Annotated in this window: 29 protein-coding genes and 1 tRNA gene; 22 read left to right on the forward strand and 8 right to left on the reverse strand. The window is 45.0% G+C overall.

Annotated elements, in window-relative coordinates:
- Window positions 1-59: 59 nt before the first annotated feature.
- A complete protein-coding gene (hemF, locus tag ADP71_RS04545) occupies window positions 60-974 on the reverse strand; it encodes an oxygen-dependent coproporphyrinogen oxidase (RefSeq protein WP_019959018.1) in 915 nt (304 codons plus the stop codon).
- A gap of 250 nt (window positions 975-1,224) precedes the next feature.
- On the opposite strand from hemF, the gene ADP71_RS04550 reads away from it, so the two are divergent.
- Both ADP71_RS04550 and gloB read left to right on the forward strand, forming a co-directional pair.
- Window positions 1,225-2,499 carry a glycerate kinase type-2 family protein gene (locus ADP71_RS04550; RefSeq protein WP_019959019.1) on the forward strand — a complete coding sequence of 425 codons (1,275 nt, stop codon included), beginning with the start codon at window positions 1,225-1,227 and terminating at the stop codon, window positions 2,497-2,499.
- Between the two features lie 17 nt (window positions 2,500-2,516).
- Window positions 2,517-3,269 carry a hydroxyacylglutathione hydrolase gene (gene gloB, locus ADP71_RS04555; protein ID WP_026353650.1) on the forward strand — a complete coding sequence of 251 codons (753 nt, stop codon included), beginning with the start codon at window positions 2,517-2,519 and terminating at the stop codon, window positions 3,267-3,269.
- 228 nt (window positions 3,270-3,497) lie between these two features.
- Here gloB and ADP71_RS04560 read toward each other — a convergent pair whose 3' ends face one another.
- On the reverse strand, window positions 3,498-4,043 hold the full coding sequence (locus ADP71_RS04560) for an NADPH-dependent FMN reductase (protein ID WP_019959021.1): 546 nt from the start codon (window positions 4,041-4,043) through the stop codon (window positions 3,498-3,500).
- Window positions 4,044-4,255: 212 nt separating this feature from the next.
- Here ADP71_RS04560 and ADP71_RS04565 point away from each other — a divergent pair, with 212 nt between their 5' ends.
- Complete coding sequence (locus tag ADP71_RS04565) at window positions 4,256-4,759, forward strand: hypothetical protein (RefSeq protein ID WP_155970549.1); 504 nt, start codon at window positions 4,256-4,258, stop codon at window positions 4,757-4,759.
- A 40-nt stretch (window positions 4,760-4,799) separates the two neighbouring features.
- Here the strand turns inward: ADP71_RS04565 and ADP71_RS04570 are convergent.
- Window positions 4,800-4,883, reverse strand: a tRNA-Tyr gene (locus ADP71_RS04570).
- 323 nt (window positions 4,884-5,206) lie between these two features.
- Here ADP71_RS04570 and gshB point away from each other — a divergent pair.
- Genes gshB through ADP71_RS04585 form a run of 3 tightly spaced genes read left to right on the forward strand, consistent with a single transcriptional unit; the run spans window position 5,207 to window position 7,069 of the window.
- The gene (gshB, locus tag ADP71_RS04575) at window positions 5,207-6,160 is read left to right on the forward strand and encodes a glutathione synthase (protein WP_104932370.1); all 954 of its coding nucleotides are present in this window, start codon (window positions 5,207-5,209) and stop codon (window positions 6,158-6,160) included.
- Window positions 6,157-6,570: a diacylglycerol kinase gene (locus ADP71_RS04580; RefSeq protein WP_019959024.1), complete on the forward strand. Its 414-nt coding sequence runs from the start codon at window positions 6,157-6,159 to the stop codon at window positions 6,568-6,570. The genes gshB and ADP71_RS04580 overlap by 4 nt, the downstream gene beginning before the upstream one ends.
- 13 nt (window positions 6,571-6,583) lie before the next feature.
- The gene (locus ADP71_RS04585; RefSeq protein ID WP_019959025.1) at window positions 6,584-7,069 is read left to right on the forward strand and encodes a copper chaperone PCu(A)C; all 486 of its coding nucleotides are present in this window, start codon (window positions 6,584-6,586) and stop codon (window positions 7,067-7,069) included.
- Between the two features lie 15 nt (window positions 7,070-7,084).
- Here the strand turns inward: ADP71_RS04585 and ADP71_RS04590 are convergent, their stop codons facing one another.
- Both ADP71_RS04590 and plsY read right to left on the reverse strand, forming a co-directional pair.
- Window positions 7,085-8,311: a uracil-xanthine permease family protein gene (locus ADP71_RS04590; RefSeq protein WP_019959026.1), complete on the reverse strand. Its 1,227-nt coding sequence runs from the start codon at window positions 8,309-8,311 to the stop codon at window positions 7,085-7,087.
- A 137-nt stretch (window positions 8,312-8,448) separates the two neighbouring features.
- Window positions 8,449-9,054 carry a glycerol-3-phosphate 1-O-acyltransferase PlsY gene (gene plsY, locus ADP71_RS04595; protein ID WP_026353651.1) on the reverse strand — a complete coding sequence of 202 codons (606 nt, stop codon included), beginning with the start codon at window positions 9,052-9,054 and terminating at the stop codon, window positions 8,449-8,451.
- 63 nt (window positions 9,055-9,117) lie between these two features.
- Here plsY and ADP71_RS04600 point away from each other — a divergent pair, with 63 nt between their 5' ends.
- The 13 genes from ADP71_RS04600 (at window position 9,118) to phnP (ending at window position 19,452) form a co-directional block, all read left to right on the forward strand.
- Window positions 9,118-9,465: a dihydroneopterin aldolase gene (locus ADP71_RS04600; protein ID WP_019959028.1), complete on the forward strand. Its 348-nt coding sequence runs from the start codon at window positions 9,118-9,120 to the stop codon at window positions 9,463-9,465.
- 317 nt (window positions 9,466-9,782) lie between these two features.
- Window positions 9,783-10,589, forward strand: a complete 807-nt coding sequence (gene phnC, locus ADP71_RS04605; protein WP_237343042.1) for a phosphonate ABC transporter ATP-binding protein — start codon at window positions 9,783-9,785, stop codon at window positions 10,587-10,589.
- Between the two features lie 30 nt (window positions 10,590-10,619).
- Window positions 10,620-11,570, forward strand: a complete 951-nt coding sequence (gene phnD, locus ADP71_RS04610) for a phosphonate ABC transporter substrate-binding protein (RefSeq protein ID WP_019959030.1) — start codon at window positions 10,620-10,622, stop codon at window positions 11,568-11,570.
- 21 nt (window positions 11,571-11,591) lie between these two features.
- A complete protein-coding gene (gene phnE / locus ADP71_RS04615; protein ID WP_104931599.1) occupies window positions 11,592-12,380 on the forward strand; it encodes a phosphonate ABC transporter, permease protein PhnE in 789 nt (262 codons plus the stop codon).
- A 42-nt stretch (window positions 12,381-12,422) separates the two neighbouring features.
- Complete coding sequence (gene phnG / locus ADP71_RS04620; RefSeq protein WP_019959032.1) at window positions 12,423-12,890, forward strand: phosphonate C-P lyase system protein PhnG; 468 nt, start codon at window positions 12,423-12,425, stop codon at window positions 12,888-12,890.
- Window positions 12,890-13,501 (forward strand): phosphonate C-P lyase system protein PhnH, encoded by a 612-nt coding sequence (gene phnH / locus ADP71_RS04625; protein ID WP_019959033.1) that lies wholly within the window; start codon window positions 12,890-12,892, stop codon window positions 13,499-13,501. The genes phnG and phnH overlap by 1 nt, the downstream gene beginning before the upstream one ends.
- Window positions 13,492-14,595 carry a carbon-phosphorus lyase complex subunit PhnI gene (locus ADP71_RS04630; protein ID WP_104931600.1) on the forward strand — a complete coding sequence of 368 codons (1,104 nt, stop codon included), beginning with the start codon at window positions 13,492-13,494 and terminating at the stop codon, window positions 14,593-14,595. Before phnH ends, ADP71_RS04630 begins: the two co-directional genes overlap by 10 nt.
- Window positions 14,592-15,440, forward strand: a complete 849-nt coding sequence (locus tag ADP71_RS04635; RefSeq protein WP_104931601.1) for an alpha-D-ribose 1-methylphosphonate 5-phosphate C-P-lyase PhnJ — start codon at window positions 14,592-14,594, stop codon at window positions 15,438-15,440. The genes ADP71_RS04630 and ADP71_RS04635 overlap by 4 nt, the downstream gene beginning before the upstream one ends.
- A gap of 2 nt (window positions 15,441-15,442) precedes the next feature.
- Window positions 15,443-16,273 carry a phosphonate C-P lyase system protein PhnK gene (phnK, locus tag ADP71_RS04640; protein WP_019959036.1) on the forward strand — a complete coding sequence of 277 codons (831 nt, stop codon included), beginning with the start codon at window positions 15,443-15,445 and terminating at the stop codon, window positions 16,271-16,273.
- A gap of 6 nt (window positions 16,274-16,279) precedes the next feature.
- The gene (gene phnL, locus ADP71_RS04645; protein WP_104931602.1) at window positions 16,280-16,990 is read left to right on the forward strand and encodes a phosphonate C-P lyase system protein PhnL; all 711 of its coding nucleotides are present in this window, start codon (window positions 16,280-16,282) and stop codon (window positions 16,988-16,990) included.
- Entirely contained in the window at window positions 16,980-18,122 is a 1,143-nt protein-coding gene (gene phnM / locus ADP71_RS04650) for an alpha-D-ribose 1-methylphosphonate 5-triphosphate diphosphatase (RefSeq protein ID WP_019959038.1), read from the forward strand. Before phnL ends, phnM begins: the two co-directional genes overlap by 11 nt.
- Entirely contained in the window at window positions 18,122-18,694 is a 573-nt protein-coding gene (locus tag ADP71_RS04655; RefSeq protein ID WP_019959039.1) for a hypothetical protein, read from the forward strand. The genes phnM and ADP71_RS04655 overlap by 1 nt, the downstream gene beginning before the upstream one ends.
- On the forward strand, window positions 18,691-19,452 hold the full coding sequence (gene phnP, locus ADP71_RS04660; protein WP_019959040.1) for a phosphonate metabolism protein PhnP: 762 nt from the start codon (window positions 18,691-18,693) through the stop codon (window positions 19,450-19,452). The genes ADP71_RS04655 and phnP overlap by 4 nt, the downstream gene beginning before the upstream one ends.
- A gap of 45 nt (window positions 19,453-19,497) precedes the next feature.
- On the opposite strand, the gene ADP71_RS04665 is transcribed toward phnP, so the two are convergent.
- From ADP71_RS04665 to pncB, 3 genes are all read right to left on the reverse strand, one after another.
- A complete protein-coding gene (locus ADP71_RS04665; RefSeq protein ID WP_104931603.1) occupies window positions 19,498-20,124 on the reverse strand; it encodes a TetR/AcrR family transcriptional regulator in 627 nt (208 codons plus the stop codon).
- 176 nt (window positions 20,125-20,300) lie between these two features.
- Window positions 20,301-20,750, reverse strand: coding sequence for an META domain-containing protein (locus ADP71_RS04670; protein ID WP_019959043.1), 450 nt, complete (start codon window positions 20,748-20,750; stop codon window positions 20,301-20,303).
- Between the two features lie 55 nt (window positions 20,751-20,805).
- Window positions 20,806-22,020, reverse strand: a complete 1,215-nt coding sequence (gene pncB / locus ADP71_RS04675; RefSeq protein ID WP_216604038.1) for a nicotinate phosphoribosyltransferase — start codon at window positions 22,018-22,020, stop codon at window positions 20,806-20,808.
- Between the two features lie 305 nt (window positions 22,021-22,325).
- Between pncB and trhP the strand changes: the two genes are divergently transcribed.
- The 3 genes from trhP (at window position 22,326) to ADP71_RS04690 (ending at window position 26,424) form a co-directional block, all read left to right on the forward strand.
- Entirely contained in the window at window positions 22,326-23,681 is a 1,356-nt protein-coding gene (gene trhP, locus ADP71_RS04680; RefSeq protein WP_104931604.1) for a prephenate-dependent tRNA uridine(34) hydroxylase TrhP, read from the forward strand.
- A gap of 114 nt (window positions 23,682-23,795) precedes the next feature.
- Window positions 23,796-25,202, forward strand: a complete 1,407-nt coding sequence (locus ADP71_RS04685; RefSeq protein WP_019959046.1) for an amino acid permease — start codon at window positions 23,796-23,798, stop codon at window positions 25,200-25,202.
- Window positions 25,203-25,224: 22 nt separating this feature from the next.
- Complete coding sequence (locus ADP71_RS04690; RefSeq protein ID WP_211206685.1) at window positions 25,225-26,424, forward strand: MFS transporter; 1,200 nt, start codon at window positions 25,225-25,227, stop codon at window positions 26,422-26,424.
- Window positions 26,425-26,472: the final 48 nt, after the last annotated feature.

Consider the following 26,472-nt stretch of genomic DNA (forward strand, 5'->3'; position numbering starts at 1 on the left):
GAACTGGTGAATGAGCGTCCTGTAACCGTTTACAGGACGCTTTTTTGTGCGCTAGCTGTTTACACTTCAAACGGTTCGTTAAGCCAATCACGTGGTTGTAAAAAATCGGTCAATTGTGCTTCAGCCGAGCCTGCTTCAGGTGTGTATTGGTATTCAAAACGCACCAATGGCGGCATAGACATTAAGATGGACTCGGTACGTCCACCACTTTGTAAGCCAAAATGTGTGCCACGGTCCCATACCAAATTGAATTCTACATAACGACCGCGACGGTACAATTGGAATTGGCGTTCACGTTCACCATATGGCGTGTCTTTGCGGCGTTCCACAATCGGAATATACGCATCGGTAAAGCCCATGCCCACAGCTTGCATGTATTTAAAGCAAGTGTGAAAATCCCATTCGTTCAAATCATCAAAGAACAAACCACCGACACCACGGGTTTCCTTGCGGTGTTTTAAATAGAAATAATCGTCACACCATTTTTTGTGTTTGGCATACACATCATCACCAAAAGCATTGCAAATGATGTTTGCCACTTCATGCCAATGCACAATATCGGCTTTGAATGGGTAAAACGGGGTTAAATCCAAACCGCCACCAAACCACCAAACGGCTTCTTGACCTTCAGGATAAGCAAAAAAACAGCGCACATTGGCGTGGCTTGTTGGTATATAGGGATTTTTAGGATGGATGACCAACGACACACCCATGGCTTCCCAAGCCACGCCTGCCAATTCAGGACGGTGAGCGGTGGCCGATGCGGGTAAGCTATCGCCTTTAACATGCGAGAAATTGACGCCTGCTTGCTCAAACACGGCCCCATCTTTTAAAACACGGGTAATGCCTGTGCCTAATTGACTTTGCCAAACATCGGTGATGAATTGGGCTTCACCGTCTGATTGTTCCAATTCCTGGCAAATGTGAGCTTGTAAGCTGTGTAAAAATTCAATGACTTGTTCCGAAGCGCTCATGGGTGGTATTCCTGATAAATGGTCAAGATGTACAAAGCCTTATGGTTTGGCTTGCCATCATTTTTTAGATAATGCTCATTATATCTAATAATATATAAACAGATACTACACAAATTCTATGATATGGTAATAATTATGCCATTTTATTACAAACCATGGTTTTGAAAAGGCAGAATAAATGGTATTCGATGTAATGAAAATGTTGAAGCTGACTCATGAAGATTTAGGATAAAAATATGGGAGAAGTTTGATGTATGCCAAAGAAGCAAAACAATTTTTAAATTTGTGTGTAGAGCAAGCGTTACAGGCCGCTTCTTGTGTCAATCAGCTCTACGAGTATTTGCCCAAACAAGCGCCTAAAGGCAAGGTTGTGGTGGTGGGTGCTGGCAAAGCAGCGGCGGCGATGGCAGCGGAATTGGAGCGAGTTTGGCCTTATGCTGATGTGGCATTGAATGGTTTGGTCATTACCCGTTATGGGCATGGTTGCGCCACGCAATGTATTGAAGTGGTCGAAGCCTCTCATCCTGTGCCCGATCATGCAGGGCAAGTGGCGGCGCAGCGTATTTTGGACAGCGTACAAAACTTACAGGCCGATGATTTGGTGATTGCTTTGATGTCAGGTGGGGCTTCGTCTTTGCTTGCTTTGCCTGTGGCGGGAATCAGCTTGGAAGACAAACGCGCTGTGAACAAAGCTTTGCTCAATAGTGGTGCGCCTATTGAGGCGATGAACGCCGTTCGCAAGCATTTGTCTGCCATTAAAGGCGGTCGTTTGGCGCAAGCGGCTTATCCTGCACAAATATTGACTTTGGCCATATCGGATGTGGTGGGCGATGATTTGAGTGTGATTGGCTCAGGTCCTACGGTGGCAGATGCCACGACATTTCAAGAAGTGCATCAAATCATAGCGCAATACAATATTGCGTTACCTGCCAATATCCAGACGTATTTAGCCCAAGCCAATGCTGATTTGGAAACGCCTAAAACATTGGAAAACAGTCAAGCCCATGTGATGATTACACCCAATCAAGTGTGTGAATCGGTGGCGATGTGGGCAAAAAATCAAAATGTGGATGTGTGGTATTTGGGCGATCAAATCAGTGGCGAGTCCAAAGAGGTGGCATTGGTGATGGCGGGTATTGCCAAACACATACAAGCGAGTAAAGCAGCAAATTCTAAACCTGTATTGTTGTTGTCAGGTGGAGAAACCACTGTAACGGTGAAAAATCCACATGGCAAAGGTGGGCGCAATACAGTATTTTTGTTGGCTTTGCTGTTGGCTTTGAAAGGACAAAAAGGCATTCATGCGTTGGCGATTGATACCGATGGCATTGATGGCAGCGAAGACAATGCTGGTGCATGGATGGACGAGGCCAGTTATCAAGCGGCACAAGCAGCTGGGCTTGATGGTGTGGCATTATTGGCGCAAGATTGTGCGTATGATTTTTTTCAACAACTAGACCAATTAATCATCACCACACCGACACGTACCAATGTCAATGACTTTCGCGCGATTTTAATCACTTGATTGGGACAACAGACATGATGACGATAACCCCCATTCCCGCTTTTAATGACAATTATATTTGGCTCATGCAAGCAAACGAACAAGCTGTGTGCGTCGACCCTGGCGAAGCTGCACCTGTGTTGGCGTATTTGCAACAACATCGCTTGTCATTGCACAGTATTTTGATTACCCATCACCATAGAGACCACATAGGTGGCGTGGCAGATTTACAAGAGGCATTTCCCGATGCCATCATTTATGGTCCTGAGGATATTGCTTGTGTGACACAGGCAATGCAAGAAGGTGATGTGTTAGATGTTTTGGGTGAGCCTGTTGTGGTTTGGGAAGTTCCGGGACATACGCATAACCATATCGCTTATTTGTTGACCATCCACGGAACCGCTGCGCCACATGTATTTTGTGGCGATACTTTATTTAGCGCAGGATGTGGACGGGTATTTTGTGGCACGATAGAGCAATTGCAACACAGTTTGGCACGTTTTCAGAGCTTGCCTGATGCCACTTTGTTTTATCCTGCTCACGAATACACTGCCAGCAATTTGCGTTTTGCCTTGAGCGTTGAGCCTGATAATCAAGCTGCTATTGCCGCTTTAGCAGTGGCAACCGACACGCCTACTTTACCTGTGACTTTGGCGCATGAAAAAGCCATCAATCCATTTTTGCGCTTAGACAGCGAGCAAATTCAACAACAAGTAGCGCTACAAGGCATGAGTATGATTAATGATGCGGCTGTATTTGCGTCATTGCGCCAATTGAAAAATCAATTTTAGTAGATGTAATGGTGGTATGAAAAGCGTCCTGTAACGTTTACAGGACGCTTTTGTTGGTGTAGAAGTGGTCAAATTGGTTTTTAAATTATGCTTAAAGTAACATAATGCATTTAGAAGTCATTTCATATTCATCCATTGAAATATCCACTGATGGATTCTGATGAATTGAAAAAGCCACTGTTTATCAGTGGCTTGACACATAAAATATCAGTTTAAACTGAAAAGGATTTAGTTCGCAGCGTCAGCAGTTTCTAAAGCTTGTACAAAAGTCGCCAATTTTTCCGCCACAATTGCTTGAATTTCCTCATTCACAATTACGCCTTCTTGGAAATTGTTTTGGAAGCTTGGCAAAGAATAGCTTGCTACCACTTCACCTTTGGCAAAACCAAAATATTTCAAGCCCACTTCCATGACATTACCACCGCCAAAACCGCCTGGAGAAGTTGACAATACCAACATTTTTTTGCCTTCTAAGAACGTCATATTGATGCGTGATACCCAATCCAAAATATTTTTGAATGCAGTATTAAAGTTCAAATTGTGTTCGGCCAAAGAAATAATAATGCCATCAGCGGCGTTGATTTCATCTAAGAAAGCTTGTGCTTGAGCTGGAAAGCCGTCTGCTTGGCGCTCTACGCTGTAAATCGGCATTTCAAAATCATTCAAGTCTAAAATACGAACTTGATGGTTTTCTATTTCACCTGCGACAAATGTTGCCAATTTTTGATTGATGGATTGCTTACTATTGCTTGCACCGAATGCCACGATGTTCATGTTTTTTCCTTATGCGGATGTGGGATATTAAAATGAAGTTGGCATTATAAGGAATGGTTCGCCGTCCTGAAAATAGTTAATTTGGCAACAATCATTAATTGAAAAGAAATCATATGGTATTTTAGATGCAAGACAAAAGCATATTGCTTGAATTTAAAAGAGATATTGCTCAAAATGATGAGGCGCAGATGGTCAATCAAAAGGAGCCAGCAATGGTAGGAAAATATTGGGGTTTGATGGTGTGTTTGAGCTTTACATCGCTGTATGTGCAAGGTCAAAGTGTGACAGTGCAACAATTACTCAGTCAAAAGGGGATGTCTTGCGATGTGGATAATAGCCATTTATTGCATTTGACGATGGGTGCTGTGGCATATGATGAGGGGTTTACATACCAGTTTATGCCGAGCAAGCAAACTTTGAAAGTCAAAGGGGTAAATTACACAGGCATACAAGCGGCGGAAGTTTTGAAAAGTGTCAATGGGCAACAATTGGCTTTGGGTGTGAATGTGGAGCGGTTTGGTTTGTATGTTAATCGAGTGGCTTTGAACGTGGTGTCGTCGCCTTATGAGAGTGTTGGTTATTATTGGGTGGCAGAAGGCAGTCCTGCGAAAAACCGTGCGGCTTTGAATGCCTTGTTTGGTCAGGGCAGTTGGCAAGACTATGTGAGTACAACGGGCGCTGGCAATACCCGAGTATCTTGTACCATTGCGGGATAAACGGCCAAAAAAAAGCTGCCAATAGGCAGATAGTGTTCTGTGGTGGAGGGAGAAGGATTCGAACCTTCGAAGCTTTCGCAAGAGATTTACAGTCTCCCCCCTTTGGCCGCTCGGGAATCCCTCCACATCAGAAGTCGAATAATATAGTAAGCCTGAGTGGGTGTCAAATCCAATCAGGCTAATTTTTGAATATTTTTCATATATTATTGATTTAAAAATAAAACCATTTTCAAATAAAATGTTCGATTAAACTATTTTGAATGGATCATGGTTGGTCAACGTGGTTTTGCCAGTCGAAAATAGGGATGTGGTCTTGCGTTAGAATAGGTTAAGCAGGGTAAACTGCCTCAAAACACCGCCTAGAGCCATTTATTTGGAATGATTTTGGCTGCGATAAGCACAATAGCGGTGCTACAATGGCTCAAAACTTTACAGGACGCTCAATCAATGAACATTTTATTCATTGCCGATGACATGGCAACATTCAAAGTTTACAAAGACACCACCTATGTGATGATGCGCGAAGCGGCTCAACGCGGTCATCAATTGTTTCATTGTTACAGTGAAGACTTGTTCATTGCCGATGGCTTGGTCAAAGCACGGGTGCGTGGGTTTGAGTTTTTAGGCGCCACTCATGACAACGATCATGCGTGGTTTGATTATCAAGACCCACAAATATTGGCTTTGAATGAGTTGAATGCAGTTATCATGCGCACAGATCCGCCATTTAATATGCAATATTTGTATGCCACACAATTGTTAACCATGGCAGCGGAGCAAGGTGCAAGCGTCCTGAACAGTGGACAGGCGATGCGTGATTTCAACGAAAAATTGGCGATTTTGAATTTTTCTGAATTTACAGCGCCGACTTTGGTGACGACATCGAGTGCGCAAGTACGTGAATTTTTAGCCGAACATGGCGACATCATTGTCAAACCATTGGACGGCATGGGCGGTATGGGCATTTTCCGTATTCGGCCAGACGATGCCAATATTGGCGCGATTTTGGAAACTTTGTTATTGGGCGACAAACGCACCATCATGGCGCAGCGTTACATTCCTGAAATTGTGCAAGGCGACAAACGTGTGTTGGTCATCAATGGCAAACCGTTGCCATATGCTTTGGCACGTATTCCACAAAATGGTGAAACGCGTGGCAATTTGGCAGCAGGCGGAAAAGGTGTGGCGCAAGAGATGAGTGCGCGTGACATGGAAATTGCTGAAGCTTTGGCACCAGAATTGATGCGCCGCGGCATTGTGTTGGCGGGTTTGGATATTATTGGTGATTATTTGACCGAAGTGAATGTCACCAGTCCGACAGGTTTCCAAGAAATCATGAAGCAAAAAGGCTTGGATGTGGCGGCATTGTTCATTGATGCAGTTGAGGCACATGCAAAATGAATGATGACAAGCGTCCTGTAAGTTATGCAGAACAGATCAAAGGCACAACAGGCTTAAAACGCATTATCAATGCTTGTGGTTATTCTAAAGATGGCTTACAGGCCGCTTGTGAAGAGCAAGGCTTTCGGCAATTGTTGTGGTTGAATGCGGCATTGGTAATCGGTTTGTTGATTTTGAACTTTGGTTTGAATACCAAGCTGATTTTATTGGGTGCGTCATTTTTGACTTTGATTGTCGAGTTGTTCAATACCGCCATTGAAGCGGCGGTAGACCACACCTCGCTGGACAAGCATCCATTGGCAAAACGAGCGAAAGACACGGGCTCAGCGGCACAGACTTTGGCTTTGTTGTTGTTGGCATGTGTTTGGACAATGGCTTTGTGGCGCGATTATGTGTCATTTTGGTTTTAATGAGAGAGAATAAATGTTGAAAAAATGGATGGCGGCAGCCGTTTTGGTGGCAATCAGTGCCAGTGCACAAGCTCAAGTGGTGGCAGATGCCGCTTGGTCACGGATGACAGCAGCAACAGCGCCTACGGGCGTGGTATTTATGCAATTACACAATACGGGTAAAGAAGCGGATGCGTTGGTGTCTGCGACCACACCGGTGGCGAAAAAAGTGGAGTTACACAATCATATCCATGACAATGGTGTGATGCGCATGCGCCAAGTGGCTCAAATTGAGGTGGCAGCAGAGGGTCATGTGACTTTACAACCGGGTGGCTTGCATGTGATGTTGATGGGTTTGAAACAACCGTTGAAATTGCAACAAACGTTTCCGTTGGTGTTGAAATATGCATCAGGTCGCAGCCAAACGGTGACAGTGACGGTGAACAACGGCGAAGGCATGGTGTCGACGCATCAAAAAAATGGTGCCCATTCTCAGAATGAGCACCACAATCACCATTGATAATAGGGTTTTAGATTAGGATTGAACCTCATCGACTTCAGGTCGGTGAGGAATAATCATATTCAAAATGATGGCCAATACCGCACACAAGCCCACGCCAGCGAAGCTGAAGCTGCCAATTTGCACCAACATACCGCCCACGCCTGTGGTCAAAACGGTGCTGACAATCACCAAATTCTTCGGATTCATCAAATCCACTTTGGCATCAATCAAAGTTTTTAAGCCTAAAGACGCGATTGTACCAAACAACAAAATCATGATACCACCCATGACAGGCATTGGGATAGACGCCAATAAAGCGTTGAATTTACCAAAAAATGCCATGCACACCGCAAAAATCGCTGCCCAAGTCATAATCACTGGATTGCCATTTTTGGTAATCATCACCGCACCTGTGACTTCGCCATAAGTGGTAACAGGAGGGCCACCAATCAAGCCTGCAAAACACACGCCCAAACCGTCGCCTGCCAAGGTTTTGTCCAAGCCCGGATTTTTAGTATAGTCTTTGCCTGTCACCTTGCCGACTGCCATGATGCCGCCGATGTGTTCAATGGCTGGGGCAATCGCCACCGGCAACATGAACAAAGCCGCTTGCCAATTGATTTCAGGTGTGTGGAACACAGGAACCGCAAACCAAGGCGCTGCGGCGATTTTATCCAAATCCACCAAACCCATGAAACATGCCAATACATAACCTGAAGCCACGCCAATTAAAATCGGTACCAAGCGCATCATGCCTTTGGCGTAAACGGTTACTACTGTGGTGACTGCGAAGGTGAAGCCTGCCAAAATCAACGATTGCGTGTAATCCACCACTTGGTTGCCGCCTGCTTTGCCCATCGCCATTTCACTGGCAACCATCGCAACAGACAAGCCAATCACCATAATCACAGGGCCAATCACCACCGGTGGCAGCAATTTGTTGACCGCTTCAATGCCGCCAAAGCGAATCATTAACGCAAAAATGAAATACATGAAGCCGGCACAAAACAGACCGAACATGGTCGCACCCATGCCCCAAGTTTGGATGGAATAGATGATAGGTGCAATGAATGCAAACGATGAGCCCAAAAAAATCGGCACTTGTCGTTTCGTGATGAGTTGAAACAACAAGGTGCCGACACCTGCTCCTAATAATGCCATGGCAGGGTTCAAACCCGTTAACAGGGGAACCAATACCAAGGCGCCAAAGGCGACAAATAAAATTTGCGCACCTGAGACAGCCAGCTTAAGCTGATGCATGCGACGTATCCTTAAAAAATTTTAATTTAAATTAACATGCGAATTATCGCAGTTTTTAGTCATTATTTCAGCAAGCAATTGCAATAAAGCGTCCTGTAAACTTTACAGGACGCTTGGAAGCTGCTGGAAAACAGTGATTATGGCTGTTTTTGACCGATTTTGCTTTCTTTGCCCGAAAGCAAATTTTGGATGTTGCTTTTGTGGCGATACAACACCAATACCGCAATGGCAATCACCGCCACTGACCAACTCGTTTCATCCATAAAATAAAACGACAGCACAGGGCTTAACACGGTAGCGACCAAAGCGGCCAATGAAGAGATTTTCAAACCAAAAGCCATGATTAACCACACCATGGTGCAAATCAATGCCACCGGCCAGCTCAATGCATACAACACGCCCACAGCCGTAGCGACACCTTTACCGCCTTTGAAGCCAAAAAAGATGGGCCACATATGCCCCACCAATACCGCTACTGACACATAAGCGACTGTGGTGGTGGTAATAGAGCCTGCATCCCATAAGTATTTGGCAATCAACACCGCGACCAAGCCTTTTAAAGCATCGCCAAGCAAAGTCAACACCGCTGCTTTTTTCTTGCCGCTGCGCAACACATTGGTTGCTCCCGGATTGCCCGAGCCATAGCTGCGTGGGTCGGCCATGCCCATGGACTTGGATACAATCACTGCAAAAGACAGTGAGCCCAGCAAATAAGCCATTACTATGACCAAAATATCTACAATACCCATCGATTTTTCACTAAAATGCCAAAACAAAAATTTTACGCTGAGAAAGATGTACAGACAATGGATATCATTTTTTTAAATGGCATGGGTGTGGAAACTTTGGTGGGCGTGTTTGAGTGGGAACGCCAAAAAAAGCAAAAATTGATGCTAGATGTGACAGTCGGTATGGCATCCAATGAGAACCGCCAAGATGATTTGGGCAATACCATTTCTTACGCAGACATTGCCCATTTGGTGCGTGATGATTTGCAAGGACAACAATTTCAATTGTTAGAAACGGTGGCAGAACACACGGCTCAATTGATTTTGGCGCAAACTGGCGTGTTAGAAGTGACGGTGAAAGTGGTGAAACCGGGGATTTTGAGTGGGATTAAAGAAGTGGGCATTCAAATTACCCGTCAAAAATAGTCTGCCATGATGGTGGTGTGAAGGTTTTTTTATATGCAATAAGCGTCCTGTAAAGGTTTTACAGGACGCTTATTTTTTTGTTTTTTTGTCATATCAATATGATTTTTTAATCATTAAAAATTGTGTCTTTTTAAAAAATATCATGGGTTTGATGGGTATTTAGAGTGTGAGCACCCAATATTTTTTGAGCTTCTGAGCCTTTGTATTGGGTTATTTACTCATGTTGATTGTCATATAAATTTCAAAAAACTGACATTGAGATGTCATGAAGTCATTTTATTCTTGCCCTCGTTTTAATGAACACAGAGCAAGCAGCCATGCAGACAATTCAAATTGATCGTTTGAACAAACATTTTGGTAAAAAACAAGTTTTATTTGATATCAATTTGTCATTCGAGCGCAATCAAATGGTGGCGTTGATTGGTCCATCAGGATCGGGTAAGTCCACTTTATTACGTCATGTCAATGGCTTGAATATAGCGGCAGAAGGTGACATTCGCATTAATGGATTGGCTTTATTGTCCAAAGGTCGTCTGTCTAAAAATGTGCGGCAACAACGTGCCAAAATTGGTTTTATCTTCCAGCAGTTCAATTTGGTCAATCGTTTATCTGTTATTGATAATGTTTTGATTGGGGCATTGGGTCGCCTGCCAAAATGGCGCGCTTATAGCCGTACATTTACCGAAGCTGAAAAACGACAAGCGTTGCTCTGTTTGGAACGAGTGGGGTTGGTGGATTTGGCTTTGCAGCGAGCTTCTACATTGTCTGGTGGTCAGCAACAACGTGTGGCGATTGCCAAAACTTTGATGCAGCAAGCAGACATCATTTTGGCAGACGAGCCGATTGCATCGCTTGATCCCGAGTCCGCCAAAATTGTCATGAATACCTTACAAAACATTCATCAAGAAGATGGCAAAACCGTCATCGTGACTTTGCATCAAGTTGATTATGCCCATCGTTATTGCCCACGAACGGTGGCTTTGAAACAAGGCGTGGTGCAGTTTGATGATGCCACCACGCTTTTGAGCAATGCATTTTTAAATCAATTGTACGGTAGTGAGGCCCAATTGGAAGAAGTGACTGAAGCTTCCACCAGTTTTGCCAATGTCGTTTTATCTCAGTAATCATATTTTAGTGTCATCAAGGGAAACGCAATGAGTATTCAAACATTACAAAAATGGGTTGGTTTGTCAGTTATGGCGATGGGTTTGGCCGCTTGTGGTGGCAAAACACCAGAAACCAGCGACACCGCAGAGCAAGCCAAAGCCATCAAAGATGCCACAGGAATTCCAAAAGTGGTGCAGTTCGGCATTATCAATACCGAGTCTTCACAAAATTTGCGCAGTACTTGGGAGCCATTTTTAGCAGAAATGAGCCAAAAAACGGGTTTGGACATCAAGCCATTTTTTGCTTCAGATTATGCTGGTGTGATTCAAGCGATGCGTTTTCAAAAAATTGATTTGGCTTGGTATGGCAATAAATCTGCGATGGAAGCGGTAGACCGTGCCAATGGCGAAGTGTTTGCGCAAACGGTGAACAATGATGGTACCACAGGTTATCACAGCCTAATGATTGTCAATATCGACAGCCCTTATATGACCGAGCAAGACGTCTTAAAAAATGCTTCTAAATTGACGTTTGGCAATGGCGACCCTAATTCCACTTCAGGCAACTTGGTGCCAGGGTATTACGTGTTTGCTAAAAATGGTGTCGATTCAAGTACCGCTTTCAAACGCACTTTGAATGCCAATCACGAAAGCAATGCGATGGCGGTGGCGAATAAACAAGTGGATGTGGCGACTTTCAACTCTGAAGGTTGGGCATTTATGGAACAAAAAAATCCTGACATTGTGAAGAAATTGAAAATTGTATGGACTTCGCCTGAAATTCCATCCGATCCATTGGTGTGGCGCAAAGACATGGATGATGAAGTCAAAATCAAATTGAAAGATTTCTTCTTAAGCTATGGCAGCACGCCAGAAGAGAAAAAGATTTTGGATGATTTGGGTTGGAGCAAATTCAAAGATTCTAACAACGACCAATTAAAACCCATTCGTGAATTGGAAGCGTTTAAAAAACAAGCAGCAGAGAAAAAAGCAGCATAATTTTTAGGATATCAAAAGCAAATGAATCAAATGCAAATCCCAGCAGCAAAAAATCATAGAACCAAATGGTTGAATACTTTGATTTGGGGTGTGGTGTTGGCTGTCATAACCTTGGCTTGGAATGGCAGCGAAATGGCACCACTGAAGTTGGTGGCTGATGCGGGCAATATGTGGCAATTGGTGAGCGATTTCTTCCCACCGGATTTCTCACAATGGCGTTCCTATTTGGACGAAATGATTATTACTGTTTACATCGGCATTTGGGGCACATTTTTGGCCATTATTTGTGCCGTGCCTTTGGGTTTGATGTGTGCGGAAAACATTGCTCCGAAATGGTTGTGCCAAATCACCCGTCGCGCGATGGATGCGTTGCGCTCTATCAATGAAATGGTGTTTGCGATGATATTTGTCGCAGCGGTTGGCTTAGGACCTTTTCCGGGCGTGTTGGCGCTGTTTTTACACAGTACGGGTACTTTGGCGAAGCTGTTTTCTGAGGCGGTCGAAGCGATTGAGCCAGGCCCCGTCGAAGGTGTGCGTGCTACTGGTGCCGATAAAATGGGTGAAATCATTTATGGCGTGTTGCCACAAGTGATGCCGCTGTGGATTTCTTATTCACTGTACCGTTTTGAATCAAATGTGCGCTCGGCAACGGTTGTGGGCATGGTCGGAGCAGGTGGTATTGGTGTGTTGTTGTGGGAAAACTTGCGCGGTTTCGATTTCCCAAGCACATGCGCCATCATGATTATCATCATCGTCACTGTCAGCATCATCGACACCGTATCGCAATATTTACGTAAACGTTTTATTTAGTTGTATTTCACAGTCATCGTTGAAAAGTCAGAAAGAAAAATCATGTATTTGTCTTCTAGCGTCCAATTGCCTACCGAGCCACAAGCATTGCGTCAATTTTGCTTGCAAGTATTGGCTCATCAAGCGGCGCATTTGTCTGAATTTGAGTCGGATTTGACCGCCATGGAATATGAATGGATACGCCAGCCTGAAGTCGGCATGGTCATGGTCAAAGGCAGAACCGAAGGTCAGGGCGCCCCATTTGCCCTAGGTGAAACCACGGTGAGCCGTTGTGTGTTGCGTTTGCAAACAGGTCAAACGGGTTTTGGTTATGTTTTGGGTCGCAACAAGCAACAAGCGACTTGGATTGCATTGGCAGATGCCCATTTGCAAACCGAGCAACAAGATTATTGGTTAAGCCATTTGATTGAGCCTTTGGCAAAACGATGGCGTGAGCAACAACAGCAACACACCCAACAAGTTGCTGCATCCAAAGTGGATTTTTTCACCATGGTGCGAGGAGAAGATTGATGCAAACAGATTTGATTGCGGGCTTCAAACAGCCAGTACAGGACGCTCAAAACGTGTTTCGTACCACATTGCAAGCTTTGAGCGAACCGGGTTTGTGGCAAGAATTGGCTTTACAGGACGCTTTGGATGGTTTGAATGCGGCCTCTTGGTCGATTTTACAAGCGATGTTAGACAGCGATACGTGTTTGTACATTGCACCAGAATTGCAAACGGACAAAATGCTGCAAAACGTGTTGTTTCATTGTGCTTGTGTCGTGGTGAATGATGTTGCTGAAGCTGATTTTTTGGTGGTGACTGCTGCCATGGCGCAAAACATGGATTGGCGCCAACTCAAGCGTGGTAGCGAGCGTTCGCCTGAGCAATCAGCGACGATGTTGGTGCAATTGGATGACAATGAAAATAGCCACGAGATGGCAACTATTTGGCAAGGATCGGGCATTTTGAATCATCGTTCAGTGAGTTTGCCCATAGACAAAGCGTTTTGTTTGCAACGAGCCAGTGCTTTGTCGTTTCCATTGGGTGTGGACGTGGTATTCACGCAGGAAAATTCATTAATGGGTTTGCCGCGCACGACCCAAGTGCAGTTTGAAGGAGTGGCAATATGTATGTAGCCGTAAAAGGCGGTGAGCAAGCGATTGTCGCCGCACACCAATTGTTGGCGCAGTATCGTCGAGGTGATGCGTCTTTGCCTGAATTGACCGTAGCGCAAATACAGCAACAATTGCCATTGGCGGTGGCGCGAGTGATGACAGAAGGTTCTTTGTACGACCGAGAATTGGCAGCTTTGGCCATCAAACAAGCAGCAGGCGACATTACCGAAGCGATTTTCTTGTTGCGTGCTTACAGGACGACTTTGCCACGCTTTGGTGACAGCGTGCCGTTACAAACCGATCAAATGCTGATTTCTCGCCGTGTTTCTGCCATTTACAAAGACGTACCCGGAGGTCAGATTTTGGGTCCGACTTTTGATTATACCCATCGCTTGTTGGATTTTGCGTTGCTTGCAGAAGGTGAACCTGTTTCTTTAGAGCGTCCTGTAAGCGAAGAAGCCGTAGACATGAATTGCATGCCAGTGATGTCTTTGTTGGAGCGTGAAGGTTTGATGAAGCAAGCCAATACGCAAGACGATGGCGGTCAGGATTTGACGCGCCATGCAACAGAATTTCCGATGAAACGCTCGGAGCGTTTGCAAACTTTGGCACGAGGCGATGAAGGCTTTTTGATGTCTTTGGCGTATTCCACTCAGCGTGGTTATGGTCGCAATCATCCATTTGTGGGCGAGATTCGCATCGGTGAAGTGGAGATTTTGTTCACGCCAGCGGAATTGGGCTTTGAGATTGTTCTGGGTGCGCTGGAAGTGACCGAATGCGAGATGTTGACGCAATTTGTCAAAGACGAAGCCACCGATGAGGTGGTGTTTACGCGTGGCTATGGCTTGGCGTTTGGTCATGCCGAACACAAAACCATGGCGATGGCTTTGGTCGATCGGGCTTTGTGTGCAGAAGATTATCAAGAGGAAATCGAGTCACCTGCTCAAGAGCAAGAATTTGTCTTGGCACATTGTGACAATGTCAGTGCAGTGGGTTTTGTGTCGCATTTGAAATTGCCGCATTACGTTGATTTCCAATCTGAATTGGAATTGATACACAAAATTCACCGCAAACAAGCCACTTCACACAATCAAGCCACAAAGGCAGACGCATGAACACCCATCAAGATTACAATTTTGCTTATTTGGATGAACAAACCAAACGCATGATACGCCGCGGCTTGCTCAAAGCCATTGCCATTCCTGGATATCAAGTGCCTTTTGGCGGGCGTGAAATGCCATTGCCTTATGGTTGGGGAACGGGTGGTATTCAAGTGACGGCAAGTATTTTGGGTCAGAGTGATGTGTTGAAAGTCATAGACCAAGGTGCGGATGACACGACCAATGCCGTATCCATTCGCCAATTTTTTGCCAAAACCGCAGGTGTTGCGACCACCACGCACACATCTGAGGCCACTGTGATTCAAACGCGCCACCGCATTCCTGAGCAAGCTTTGACTTCAGGCCAAGTGATGGTGTTTCAAGTGCCGATTCCTGAGCCTTTGCGTTTTATTGAGCCATCGGAAACCGAAACGCAAACCATGCACGCTTTGAAAGACTATGGCGTGATGAACATCAAACTGTATGAAGACATTGCCAAATTCGGTTACATCGCGACCGCTTATGCTTACCCTGTACGAGTGAATGAGCATTACATCATGGATCCGTCGCCCATTCCCAAGTTTGACAATCCAAAATTGAATCTGAGTCCTGCTTTGATGTTGTTTGGTGCAGGTCGCGAGAAGCGTTTGTATGCTTTGCCGCCTTATACACAAGTGGCGAGTTTGGACTTTGAAGACCATCCATTTGACATTCCAACGTGGGATGAGCCTTGTGCCATTTGCGGCAGCAGCCACACTTATTTGGATGAAGTGGTGATGGATGACGAGGGCACACGCATGTTCGTGTGTTCGGACACCGATTATTGTGAGCAACAGTCTGTATTGAAAGAGAAAAATTGAGCATGAATACCCATGTTGATTCTGTGAGCCCACAAGCGGCTTGGAACAGTACAGAAACCGAAACGCAAGCTTTGTTGCGTGTGCGTGGTTTGACCAAATTGTATGGCCCCAATCAAGGTTGCCAAAATGTGAATTTTGACCTGTATCCCGGCGAAGTTTTGGGGATTGTGGGTGAGTCTGGTTCAGGCAAATCGACTTTGTTGTCTTTGCTTTCAGGCCGTATCTTACCCAATGATGGTGAGTTGATTTACATTCATGGTAATGGCGAACCAGTGGATGTTTATGATTGTAGCGAAGCTGCGCGTCGTCAATTGTTGCGTACTGAATGGGGGTTTGTTGAGCAACATGCTCGCGATGGTTTGCGCATGAATGTGTCGGCAGGCGCGAATGTGAGCGAGCGTTTGATGGCACAAGGTGTGCGTCATTATGGTTTTTTGCATGAATCGGCCAAAGAATGGATGACGCAAGTGGAAATCGATGCAGCGCGCATCAACGATTTGCCACGCACGTTTTCAGGCGGCATGCAACAGCGCTTACAAATAGCGCGCAATTTGATTTCCAAGCCACGCTTGGTATTTATGGATGAACCAACGAGTTCATTGGATGTGTCGGTGCAGGCGAAATTGTTAGATTTAATCCGCTCGCTCGTACGCCAATACAATTTGTCCATCATTTTGGTGACGCATGATTTGGCGGTAGCGCGTTTGCTCGCGGATCGATTGCTGGTGATGCAAAAATCGCGTGTGGTTGAAAGCGGATTGACCGACCAAATTTTGGACGATCCGCAACATCCTTACACACAATTGTTGGTTTCTTCGATTTTACAGGCTTGATTTGACATGACAGACGTACGCATACAGGCACAAAACCTGAGTAAACAATTTATTTTGCACCAACAAAACGGTGTGCAATTGGACGTATTGCAGCAATTGAATTTCACTGCCAAAAGTGGCGAATGCTTGATTTTTTCAGGCCGCTCAGGCAGTGGCAAATCGACTTTATTGAAAATGATTTATGGCAATTATTTGGCAACGGGTGGCAGCTTACAAGTCAAACAAGGCGATACATGGGTAGAAATGGTCGGCGCTGACCCTCGCAGCGTGGTGCAATTGCGCCGCCATACCATCGGTTATGTGAGCCAATTTTTGAAAACCATTCCTCGAGTGTCGACTTTGAATGTGGTGATGGAACCTGCTTTAGAGCGTGGCTGGAGCGAAGACGCTGCACGAAAACGTGCAGAAGACTTGCTTAGCCGCTTGAACATTCCAAGTCGTTTGTGGGCTTTGGCACCGAGCACGTTTTCAGGTGGTGAGCAGCAGCGCGTGAACATTGCCCGTGGATTTATGGTGGATTGGGATGTGTTGTTGTTGGACGAGCCAACGGCGTCGTTGGATGAAACCAATCGCCAAGTGGTGGTGGATTTGATGCAAGAAGCCAAAGCCAAAGGTGCGGCGATGGTCGGCATTTTTCATGACCAAACCGTACGCCAAGCCATCGGTGACAAACAATTTAACGTCTCTGCCAATGAGGTTTCTAGCCATGTCCAATGAGCAAATTTTAAGCAATGTCAAGATGGTGTTGGCCGATGAAGTGGTTTGGGGTTCGATGTTTTTACAGGACGGTGTCATCAAAGCCATAGATACTTCATTGTCGACTTTGCCGCAAGCGCAAGATTTTGGCGGGGATTATGTGATTCCCGGTTTGGTAGAATTGCATACCGATAATTTGGAAAAATTCATGAATCCCCGCCCAAGTGTGAATTGGCCGTCTATGTCGGCGGTGATTGGACATGACAGCCAAATGATTGCGTCGGGCATTACAACGGTATTTGATGCTTTGGCTGTTGGTGACATCAGCCCTAAGGGCGACCGTTTGACCAACTTAAAACCCATGCTTGACGCAATTACTGCCAGTCAACAAGAGGGTTTAACGCGAGCGGAGCACAAAATCCATTTGCGTTGTGAGGTGGCACATCCAAGCACGTATGAGCGTTTCATGGCGCTCAAAGACAATCAGCATTTGGGTTTGGTTTCCATCATGGACCATTCACCAGGTCAGCGCCAATTTGCCAAAATTGAAAAATACCGCGAGTATTATCAAGGTAAATATGGTTTGACCGATGCACAAATGGACGATTTTTCAGAGTTACAGGTCGCTAATGCACAAAAATACAGTCAACCCAATCGTTTGTCGATTACCGAATTTTGCCGTGAATACGATTTGGCATTGGCAAGCCATGATGATGCCACGGCAGCACATGTGGACGAATCGGTGGGTTTGGGGATGGAAATTGCCGAATTCCCAACCACAGAGGAAGCTGCTCGTTTGTCGCATCAACAAGGCTTGAAAGTGTTGATGGGTGCGCCTAATGTGGTGCGTGGAGGCTCACATTCAGGCAATATTTCGGCACATTATTTGGCGCAATTGGGCTTATTGGATATTTTATCGAGCGATTATTATCCAAACAGTTTGTTACAGGCCGCTTTCATGTTAACGCAAGAGCATATTGGCTATACTTTGCCGCAAGCGATACGCACGGTCAGCAAAAACCCTGCTCAATCGGTGCATTTATATGATCGAGGCGAAATTGCGGTGGGTCAGATTGCCGATTTGGTGCATGTTAAACACCAAAATTTGCCGTTGGTACAGCAAGTTTGGAAGAGCGGAAAGCGGGTATTTTGATGGGAAAAGGGCGTTTGATTTATTTGATGGGTGCTTCAGGTTCAGGCAAAGACACATTGATTGCTCAGTTAAAAAATCATTTGTCTGAAGCGGTTTATGTTCCACGTCGTTATATCACGCGTCCTGTAAATGAAACGCAGCTAGAACAACATGTTTACATGCCGCTTGAGGCATTTACAGCGGCAAAACATGAGGGTTTGTTTGCGTTTCATTGGCAGGCAAATGGTTACCAATATGCCATTTGTCAAGAAATCCACACCGCTTTGGATGCTGGGAAAATGGTTTTAATCAATGGCTCGCGTGAACATTTTCAGGCTTTGGATGACGCTTGGAAAAATGTGTGTGTACCCGTTTATTTGGCAGTCAGCGCTGAGGTGCAAACGGCGCGTTTGCTCGGTCGAGGTCGAGAAAATTTGGCGCAAATTGAGGCCAGAGTAGCACGCTCGGTGGCGATGTTGCAGCATTTGCCTGATGAATGTGTGGTGTTGGATGCCAATCAATCGGTACCAGCGGTATACCAACAGTTTATGGAGCACATGCAGCAATTGGCATTGTTGGAGACGGCAGCATGATGTCTTTGACTTTGCTGGGAACGGGAGATGCTGCGCAAATTCCCGTTTATGGTTGTGAATGTTTCATATGCATGCGGGCACAAGCCATTAAAATTTATCGCCGTTTGCCATGTTCGGCTTTATTGGAAGTCAATGGGCACAAATTGCTCATTGACAGTGGCTTAACTGATTTGGCGGAGCGTTTCCCTAAGGGGACGTTGAAACATATTTTGCAAACGCATTACCATGCCGATCATGTACAAGGCTTGTTGCATTTGCGTTGGGGCGTGGGCGAATCCATACAAGTATTGGGGCCGCATGATGATGAGGGTTTTGCCGATTTATTGAAACATTCTGGTATTTTGGATTTTTCAAAGCGTTTGGCGCATGGTGATGCTTGGCAATGGCAGAATGTGATCGTTACCGCTTTGGCAATGAACCATTCCAAACCTACTTTGGGTTATTTGTTTGACAATGGTAACAGCAAAGTGGCTTATTTGACCGATACGGTAGGATTGCCTGATGAGACATTGGCTTATTTGAGTGGTGTGCATTTGGATGCTTTGGTGATTGATTGTGCATATCCACCACAAGCGAAAACGCCTCGCAATCACAATGATTTTAATATGGTGCAATATTTGGCAACGGTATTAAGCTGTAAAGAAATGATTTTGACGCACATTGGTCATGCTATGGATGAATGGGTTGCCCATTTACAAGAACCATTGCCACCTAAATTTGTCTTGGCACACGATGGCATGCAACGGCATTTTGCTTGAAGCATGAATGATAAAAAATGCTGCTTTCAAGGCAGCATTTTTATTTTATGGCTGTGGCTGTTTACACACGGCATTGACACAAAAATCGGCAATCCACGATGCCAAACGCACTTTGTCATGTATGGTTTCGGTGCTGGGTGTGACAGGGCTGATAACGCCTTCGAGCATGGAACCGACAATGCATGCACAAGTGGTGTCGACATCGTCAATGGCAAAGGTTTTTTCAGCCATTCCTAGCAATAATAAAGTTTTAAAAGTATTGGACAATAAGCGGCGACAGCGCAAACGTTCACCTTCAATATAAGTGTCTACGGGTTCGGCAATGAAGGCATACGCCAAATGGGGACCACTCAAAGCCCGACAAACAAATGTCATGACGGCACTGCGCAATTTGTGCACCACATCTTCGTCTTGACGCGCGATGATGGCATTTAAAATGTCGACTTCTTGTTGATTTGCTTGCGCCAAAATTTCCACCAGCAATTCGTGTTTGTTAGGATAATAACGGTAAATTAAACCTGTTGAAACACCCGCTTCCTCTGCAATGGCCACCATTTGAGCTTCTTTAAAACCGCCTTTGGCTACCAAAGTCCGAGCGGCCTGAAAAATGGCTTTTTTATTTTGTTCCAAGCGCGCTTGCATGGTCGAAGAGCGTTTGTAAGTGGTCGTCATGGATACGGCTTTCTGTAAAACGAAATGAAGTAAAGTGCTCATTGTAATATGGTTGATTTAAGATGCTCAATGCCAAATGCACGTTTCAAATATCATTTCAGGCGGACATAAGGATAAAGCGTCCTGTAAAGCTTACAGGACGCTTTAATAGCATGAAAATAGTATATGCAAATCAATTATAAATAAATGCGTTGCCAGACAGCCAACACTTGCTTGTGTTGGTCTAACCATTGCATGCTGTCTTCGGAAGACATGCGATAATATTGGGTTTGTTGCAGCAAATGGTGCAGCGATGAAGCTTCATCAACATTGGCGCAGACGATATCGCGTTGCTCAATGTTTTGAAAGTGCAAGACAGTTGCGCTACTGCGATAATGTCCTAATAAGCGTGAGCAAGGCGCGGCCAAGCTGAATTCTTGGCGCGTGATGCGCAAACTGATGCGATAGCGCAATTGGCTCATATCAAACTCATTGGGCGCGGTCATGTCTACCAAAGACCATTCGCCTTTGGCTTGGGTCATGGGTATGGCAGGTGGCGTTGAAGTTTCAAGTGGAACGCTTTGGCAAGCGCTCAAACCCAATATCAATATCATGCTCAAACATAAATATTTCAAACCATTTAACATTACAAGCGTCCTGTAAACCAATAGATATCGACACACTGCATCGCTTTAGGATGCTTTATGCTTCTGGCAAACCAAATACTTGACGCAAATAAGCCAAGAAAGTGTCGTTGTCGGTCATGGTTTTGCCGGGGGTGTCGGAAATTTTGGCAACCGATTGACCGTTGCACAAGACCAATTTCAACACAATATTCAAAGTCACATGCCCCAAATCATTGGTTAAATTGGTGCCAATGCCAAAGCTGGTTTTGAAGCGGTCTTTGAAATATTGATGCAAAGCCCAAGATTTTTCCAAATCCAAACCATCGCTGAACGTCAGCATTTTGGTGCGTGAATCGATACGCAATTTTTGGTAATGGGCATACGCTTTGTCGCCCCATTCGTATGGGTCGCCTGAATCATGGCGCAAACCGTCAAACAACTTGGCAAAATACAAGTCAAAATCGTTTAAAAACGCATCCATGCCGACTACATCGGTCAACGCGATACCCAAGTCACCGCGGTATTCGTGCACCCAACTTTCCAAAGCCGCTTTTTGAAAATCACGCAAACGCACATTGTTCAAAGCTTGAAATGCTTGCATGAATTCGTGTGCCATGGTGCCAATCGGTGTGATGCCCAATTCTTTGGCGATATGCACATTGGAAGTACCACGTAAAATGCGCGGAGCAGCGGCATGTAAGGTTTGAATCACATGTTTTTGCCACGCATAGCTGTAACGGCGGCGGGTACCAAAATCGGAAATTAAAAATGGCGGCTCACCATCGCCTTGTATCTGGTCGTATTGGCGCAATAATTCGGCTTTGGCTTGCAGGCGACGTTCACCTTCTGCCAACACTTCAGGCGTTTCCAAACGGCGGAAATACAATTCGTTGACAATGGCCAACACGAAAATTTCAAAAAACATCGCTTGTATCATCGGACCTTCTACAATGATGTCTAAGCGGTTTTCAGCGTCAACAGAAGTTTTGATAAAGCGCCGTTTTAGACGAAACAACTCTAAATAATCGACAAAATCGCTTTTGATAAAACGCATCGAGCGCAAATAATCCAATTGGTCTTGGGTGAAACTCAACTCACACAATATGTCCAATTCTTGGTCTAACTCGGCTTTGATTTCATGCAAAGGGTAGGCAATGTTGTCATAATTGCGGCAACGAAAATGATAGACGCTGTGGGTTTGTGGAAATTGATGTAACACCGTTTGTAACATGGTGAATTTGTACAAATCGGTATCCAATAAAGATTGGATGATGACAGGACGCGTATTCATATTGCTCATGCAGTCGTGGGTTTTGATAAACAAGGACATTAAAGCATGCTTTGTCTGGCTTGTGTGTGTTTTGGGCGGTATTTGTACTCAAATACCGTATTTGTGTGAACTTTGTTTTGAAATTTAAATAACATAAGTGGTTGATATTTTTTGTAAATTGATTTTTTAAACTAGGGTGTAAATTGACCTAAAAGTCAAAAAAGCGCATAATTTATTATTAAGCCGTGCCCTTAGGGGCTTTATTTATTTGTGCGCTGAGCGGCTGTTTGCTTTGGCGCTGAACACACATCACAAGACCCACAAACATGAAATCACCTGAATTACTGTTGCCTGCTGGCGGTTTAGAGCGCATGCGTACCGCTTTTGATTACGGTGCCGATGCGGTGTATGCCGGTCAACCGCGTTACAGCTTGCGTGCGCGCAATAATGAGTTTTCAAAATTATCAGAATTGCAACAAGGTATCGCAGAAGCTCACGCTCGTGGCAAAAAATTCTTCTTGGCCAGCAATATTTTGCCGCACAATTCTAAGTTGAAAACTTACTTAGATGATATGGCACCCATCATGGAAATGAATCCTGATGCGTTGATTATGGCCGATCCTGGTTTGATTATGAAAGTCAAAGACCGTTGGCCTGATGCGGTGATTCACTTGTCAGTACAAGCGAATACTACCAACTATTGGGGCGTGCAGTTCTGGGAAAAAATCGGCGTAGAGCGCATTATTTTGTCGCGCGAATTGTCTATGGACGAAATCGCTGAAATTCGCCAAGAATGTCCAGACATGGAACTGGAAGTATTTGTACACGGTGCTTTGTGTATTGCTTATTCAGGCCGCTGCTTATTGTCAGGTTATTTTAACCGTCGTGATCCGAACCAAGGCACGTGCACCAATGCTTGCCGTTGGGATTACAAAGTACACGATACTGAAAACGATGCCGCAGGCGATGTACAACGCTTGGATGGTTTCAATTTCCATGGTGACAAAGAAGAAGCCGACAGCATGTTCCAAGGCATCAATGGCCAAGTGCGCCATCCTGCTGCGGACAAAGTATTCTTGATTGAAGAGTCTAATCGTCCTGGTGAATTGATGCCGATTATGGAAGACGAACACGGCACTTACATCATGAACTCCAAAGATTTGCGTGCGATTGAACAAGTGCGCAAATTGGCTGAAATTGGTGTGGATTCGTTGAAGGTAGAAGGCCGTACCAAGTCTATGTATTACGTGGCTCGTGTGGCGCAGTCTTACCGCAAAGCGATTGACGATGCGGTTGCAGGTCGCCCATTTGATTTGGGCTTGCTCGCTGAGCTTGATGGTTTGGCCAACCGTGGTTATACGCCAGGCTTTTTGGAACGCCACCAAACCCAAGAATACCAAAACTATTTGAATGGTCATTCTTTGGCAAAACAAAGTCAATATGTTGGCAATGTGATTGATGTGGATGCTGAAGGTTGGGCAACGGTTGAGGTGAAAAACAAGTTCTCTGTGGGGGATAAAATCGAAGTCATTCACCCGCAAGGCAACCAAACAGTGGTGTTAGAAACCATCGAACGCAAAGGTGAACGTGTCGATGTGGCGCCAGGCAATGGCATTCAAGTGCGCATTCCAAATATGCAAGGCAAAGACAAAGCTTTGCTTGCTCGCATCATTTCTTCTTAAATTAGGAAAAATAATCAGGCTGCCGAGTTTCGGCAGCCTGATTTTGCTTTAAATATGCAGAATAATCAAAATAATACAGAATTAAAAAGGCATCTCCAAGCGCGACATTTGTCGATGATTGCCATTGGGGGTTGTATTGGTACGGGTTTGTTTATGGCCAGTGGTGAAGCCATTCACAGTGCAGGTCCGGGTGGGGCATTGTTTGCTTATGCTGCCATTGGTTTGATGGTGTATTTTTTAATGACTTCTTTGGGTGAAATGGCGACATATTTGCCTGTCGCAGGGTCATTTAGCACGTATGCCAGCCGTTTTGTCGATCCTTCTTTGGGCTTTGCATTGGGTTGGAATTATTGGTTTAACTGGGTGATTACGATTGCCGTTGATATTTCGATTGCCGCTTTGGTGATTTCTTATTGGGAACCGATGCAATTCATGCCTTCTTGGGCTTGGAGCTTATTGTTTTTGGCGGTCATCATAGGGTTGAATACGTTGTCGGTGCGGGTGTATGGTGAATCAGAATTTTGGTTTGCTTTGATCAAAGTGGTGACGGTGGTCGTATTTTTAGCTGTGGGTTTGTTGACTATTTTTGGCATTTTGGGTGGCGAATATGTCGGCTTTCAAAACTTCACCATAGGTGATGCACCTTTCTTGGGCGATGGCTTCAGTGGCCAATTTTTAACGGCTTTGGGTGTGTTTTTGATTGCAGGTTTTTCATTCCAAGGCACCGAGTTGATTGGCGTGGCAGCAGGCGAATCAGAAGACCCACAAACCAATATCCCTAAAGCCATCAAACAAGTGTTTTGGCGTATTTTGATTTTTTACATTTTAGCGATTTTGGTGATTGGTTTGCTGATTCCTTATACCAGTCCGCAATTGTTAGGCGCGAATTTGGATGAAATTGCCAAATCGCCATTCACGTTGGTATTTGAAAAAGCGGGTTGGGCGTTTGCTGCGGCATTGATGAATGCGGTGATTTTGACTTCGATTTTATCGGCAGGCAATTCGGGTATGTATGCTTCTACTCGCATGTTATATGCCATGGGTAAAGATGGCATGGCTTACAAAACGTTTGCCAAAACCAACCAAGACGGCAACCCTTTGTGGGCATTGGCTTTGACCAGTGTGGTGGTGATGGTGATTTTTGGCATTGAATTGAGCAATGACCAAGCATACCAATACATTTTGGCCGCTTCTGGTTTGACTGGCTTTATCGCGTGGTTAGGTATTGCCATCAGCCATTACCGTTTCCGTCGTGCTTATGTCTTGCAAGGCAAAGATGTGAACGAATTGGTGTACAAAGCCAAATGGTTTCCGATGGGTCCTTTGCTTGCTTTGGTGTTGTGTGTGTTGGTGATTGCAGGACAAGACACCGATTTGCTGTTACATGGCAAAGTCGATTGGAGCGCGATGCTGATTACCTATATGGGCGTGCCGATTTTCTTAGCATTTTTCCTTTATCACAAATTCCGTTACAAAACCCGTCTGATTGCATTAAAAGACGTGGATTTGAAACAAGATTGATGGGATGAAAAGGTCAGAATATATGAGTGACGTGATATCGCCGAATATGGCTAGCTATCGTTTGTGGACACGGCATTTCATTGCTGCTGGCCTCATTAATTTTGCTTTGATTTTGGTATTTTACTTATTGCTGGTGGTTATTACGGTTTATTCGCAACAAGCATACCAAGCTAGCCTCAGCATGGGCGGCCTGATTACAGGTTTGTTCATTGTGGGGGCTTTGGTTGGGCGTTTGAGCATAGGCAGTTTAATGCCTAAAATGGGTTTAAAACCAACTTTGATGTTGGGTTTGAGTGGCTTTGCATTGGCGAGCTTGTTGTATTTTATCAAAATCAACATTGAGTTGTTGTTATTGACCCGCTTTGCCCAAGGCTTCATGGTGGGCGTGTCCAGTACGGCTATCGGCACGTGGGCAGCTCAAATCATACCCGCAGCACGCAAAGGCGAGGGCATCAGTTATTTTGGCATGAGCAGCACTTTGGCTACGGCCATTGGACCGTTTGTGGGCATTACATTGATGCAATACTCAAGCTTTAATGTGTTATTCGGTTTGTGTACGGCCATTTCTGTGGCGATTTGGGTTTTGGCATTTATCATGCCTATGCCTGCTTTGCACCAATCTAAAACCCAGCAAGTCTCTCACGGTTTTAACATCAATAAATATTTTGAAGTCAAAGCATTGCCTGTGTTTTGGGTTTTGATGTTGATTTCTTTGAGTTATGCCAGCGTGTTGGCATTCATTAATTTGTATGCCACAGAGCAAGACTTACTCAACACTGCCAAATGGTTTTTCTTGGTCTATGCTTTGGCGGTATTGGTGTCTAGACCGTTTACAGGCCGCTTGTTAGACAGCCATGGTGCCAATGCCGTTATGTATCCCGCATTCATTTTGTTTGCATTGGGTTTGGGCTTATTGAGTCAAGCAGACAATGGTATGATGTTGCTTGGCAGCGCGGTGTTAATGGGTTTGGGCTTTGGCAATATGCAATCGAGCACCCAAGCGATCATCGTGCGCATGGCAGAGCCACACCGCATCGGTGTTGCCACCACCACTTTTTTCATCGCCATGGAAATTGGCTTGGGCTTTGGACCGTTTGTATTGGGTTTGTTGTTGCCGTTCACAGGGTTTCAATACTTGTATGTGATGATGGCGATTTTGGTCTTAATCAGCATGTTTTTATACCATGTGGGACCGAGCAAACGCGAACGCCAAAGCCATTGATTATTGGATTTTTGACAAACCTTCCCTTCAGGGCGATTGCCCTAAGCA

The organism is Vitreoscilla sp. C1, from assembly GCF_002951955.2.
In the GTDB taxonomy this organism is placed as follows: domain Bacteria; phylum Pseudomonadota; class Gammaproteobacteria; order Burkholderiales; family Neisseriaceae; genus Vitreoscilla; species Vitreoscilla stercoraria.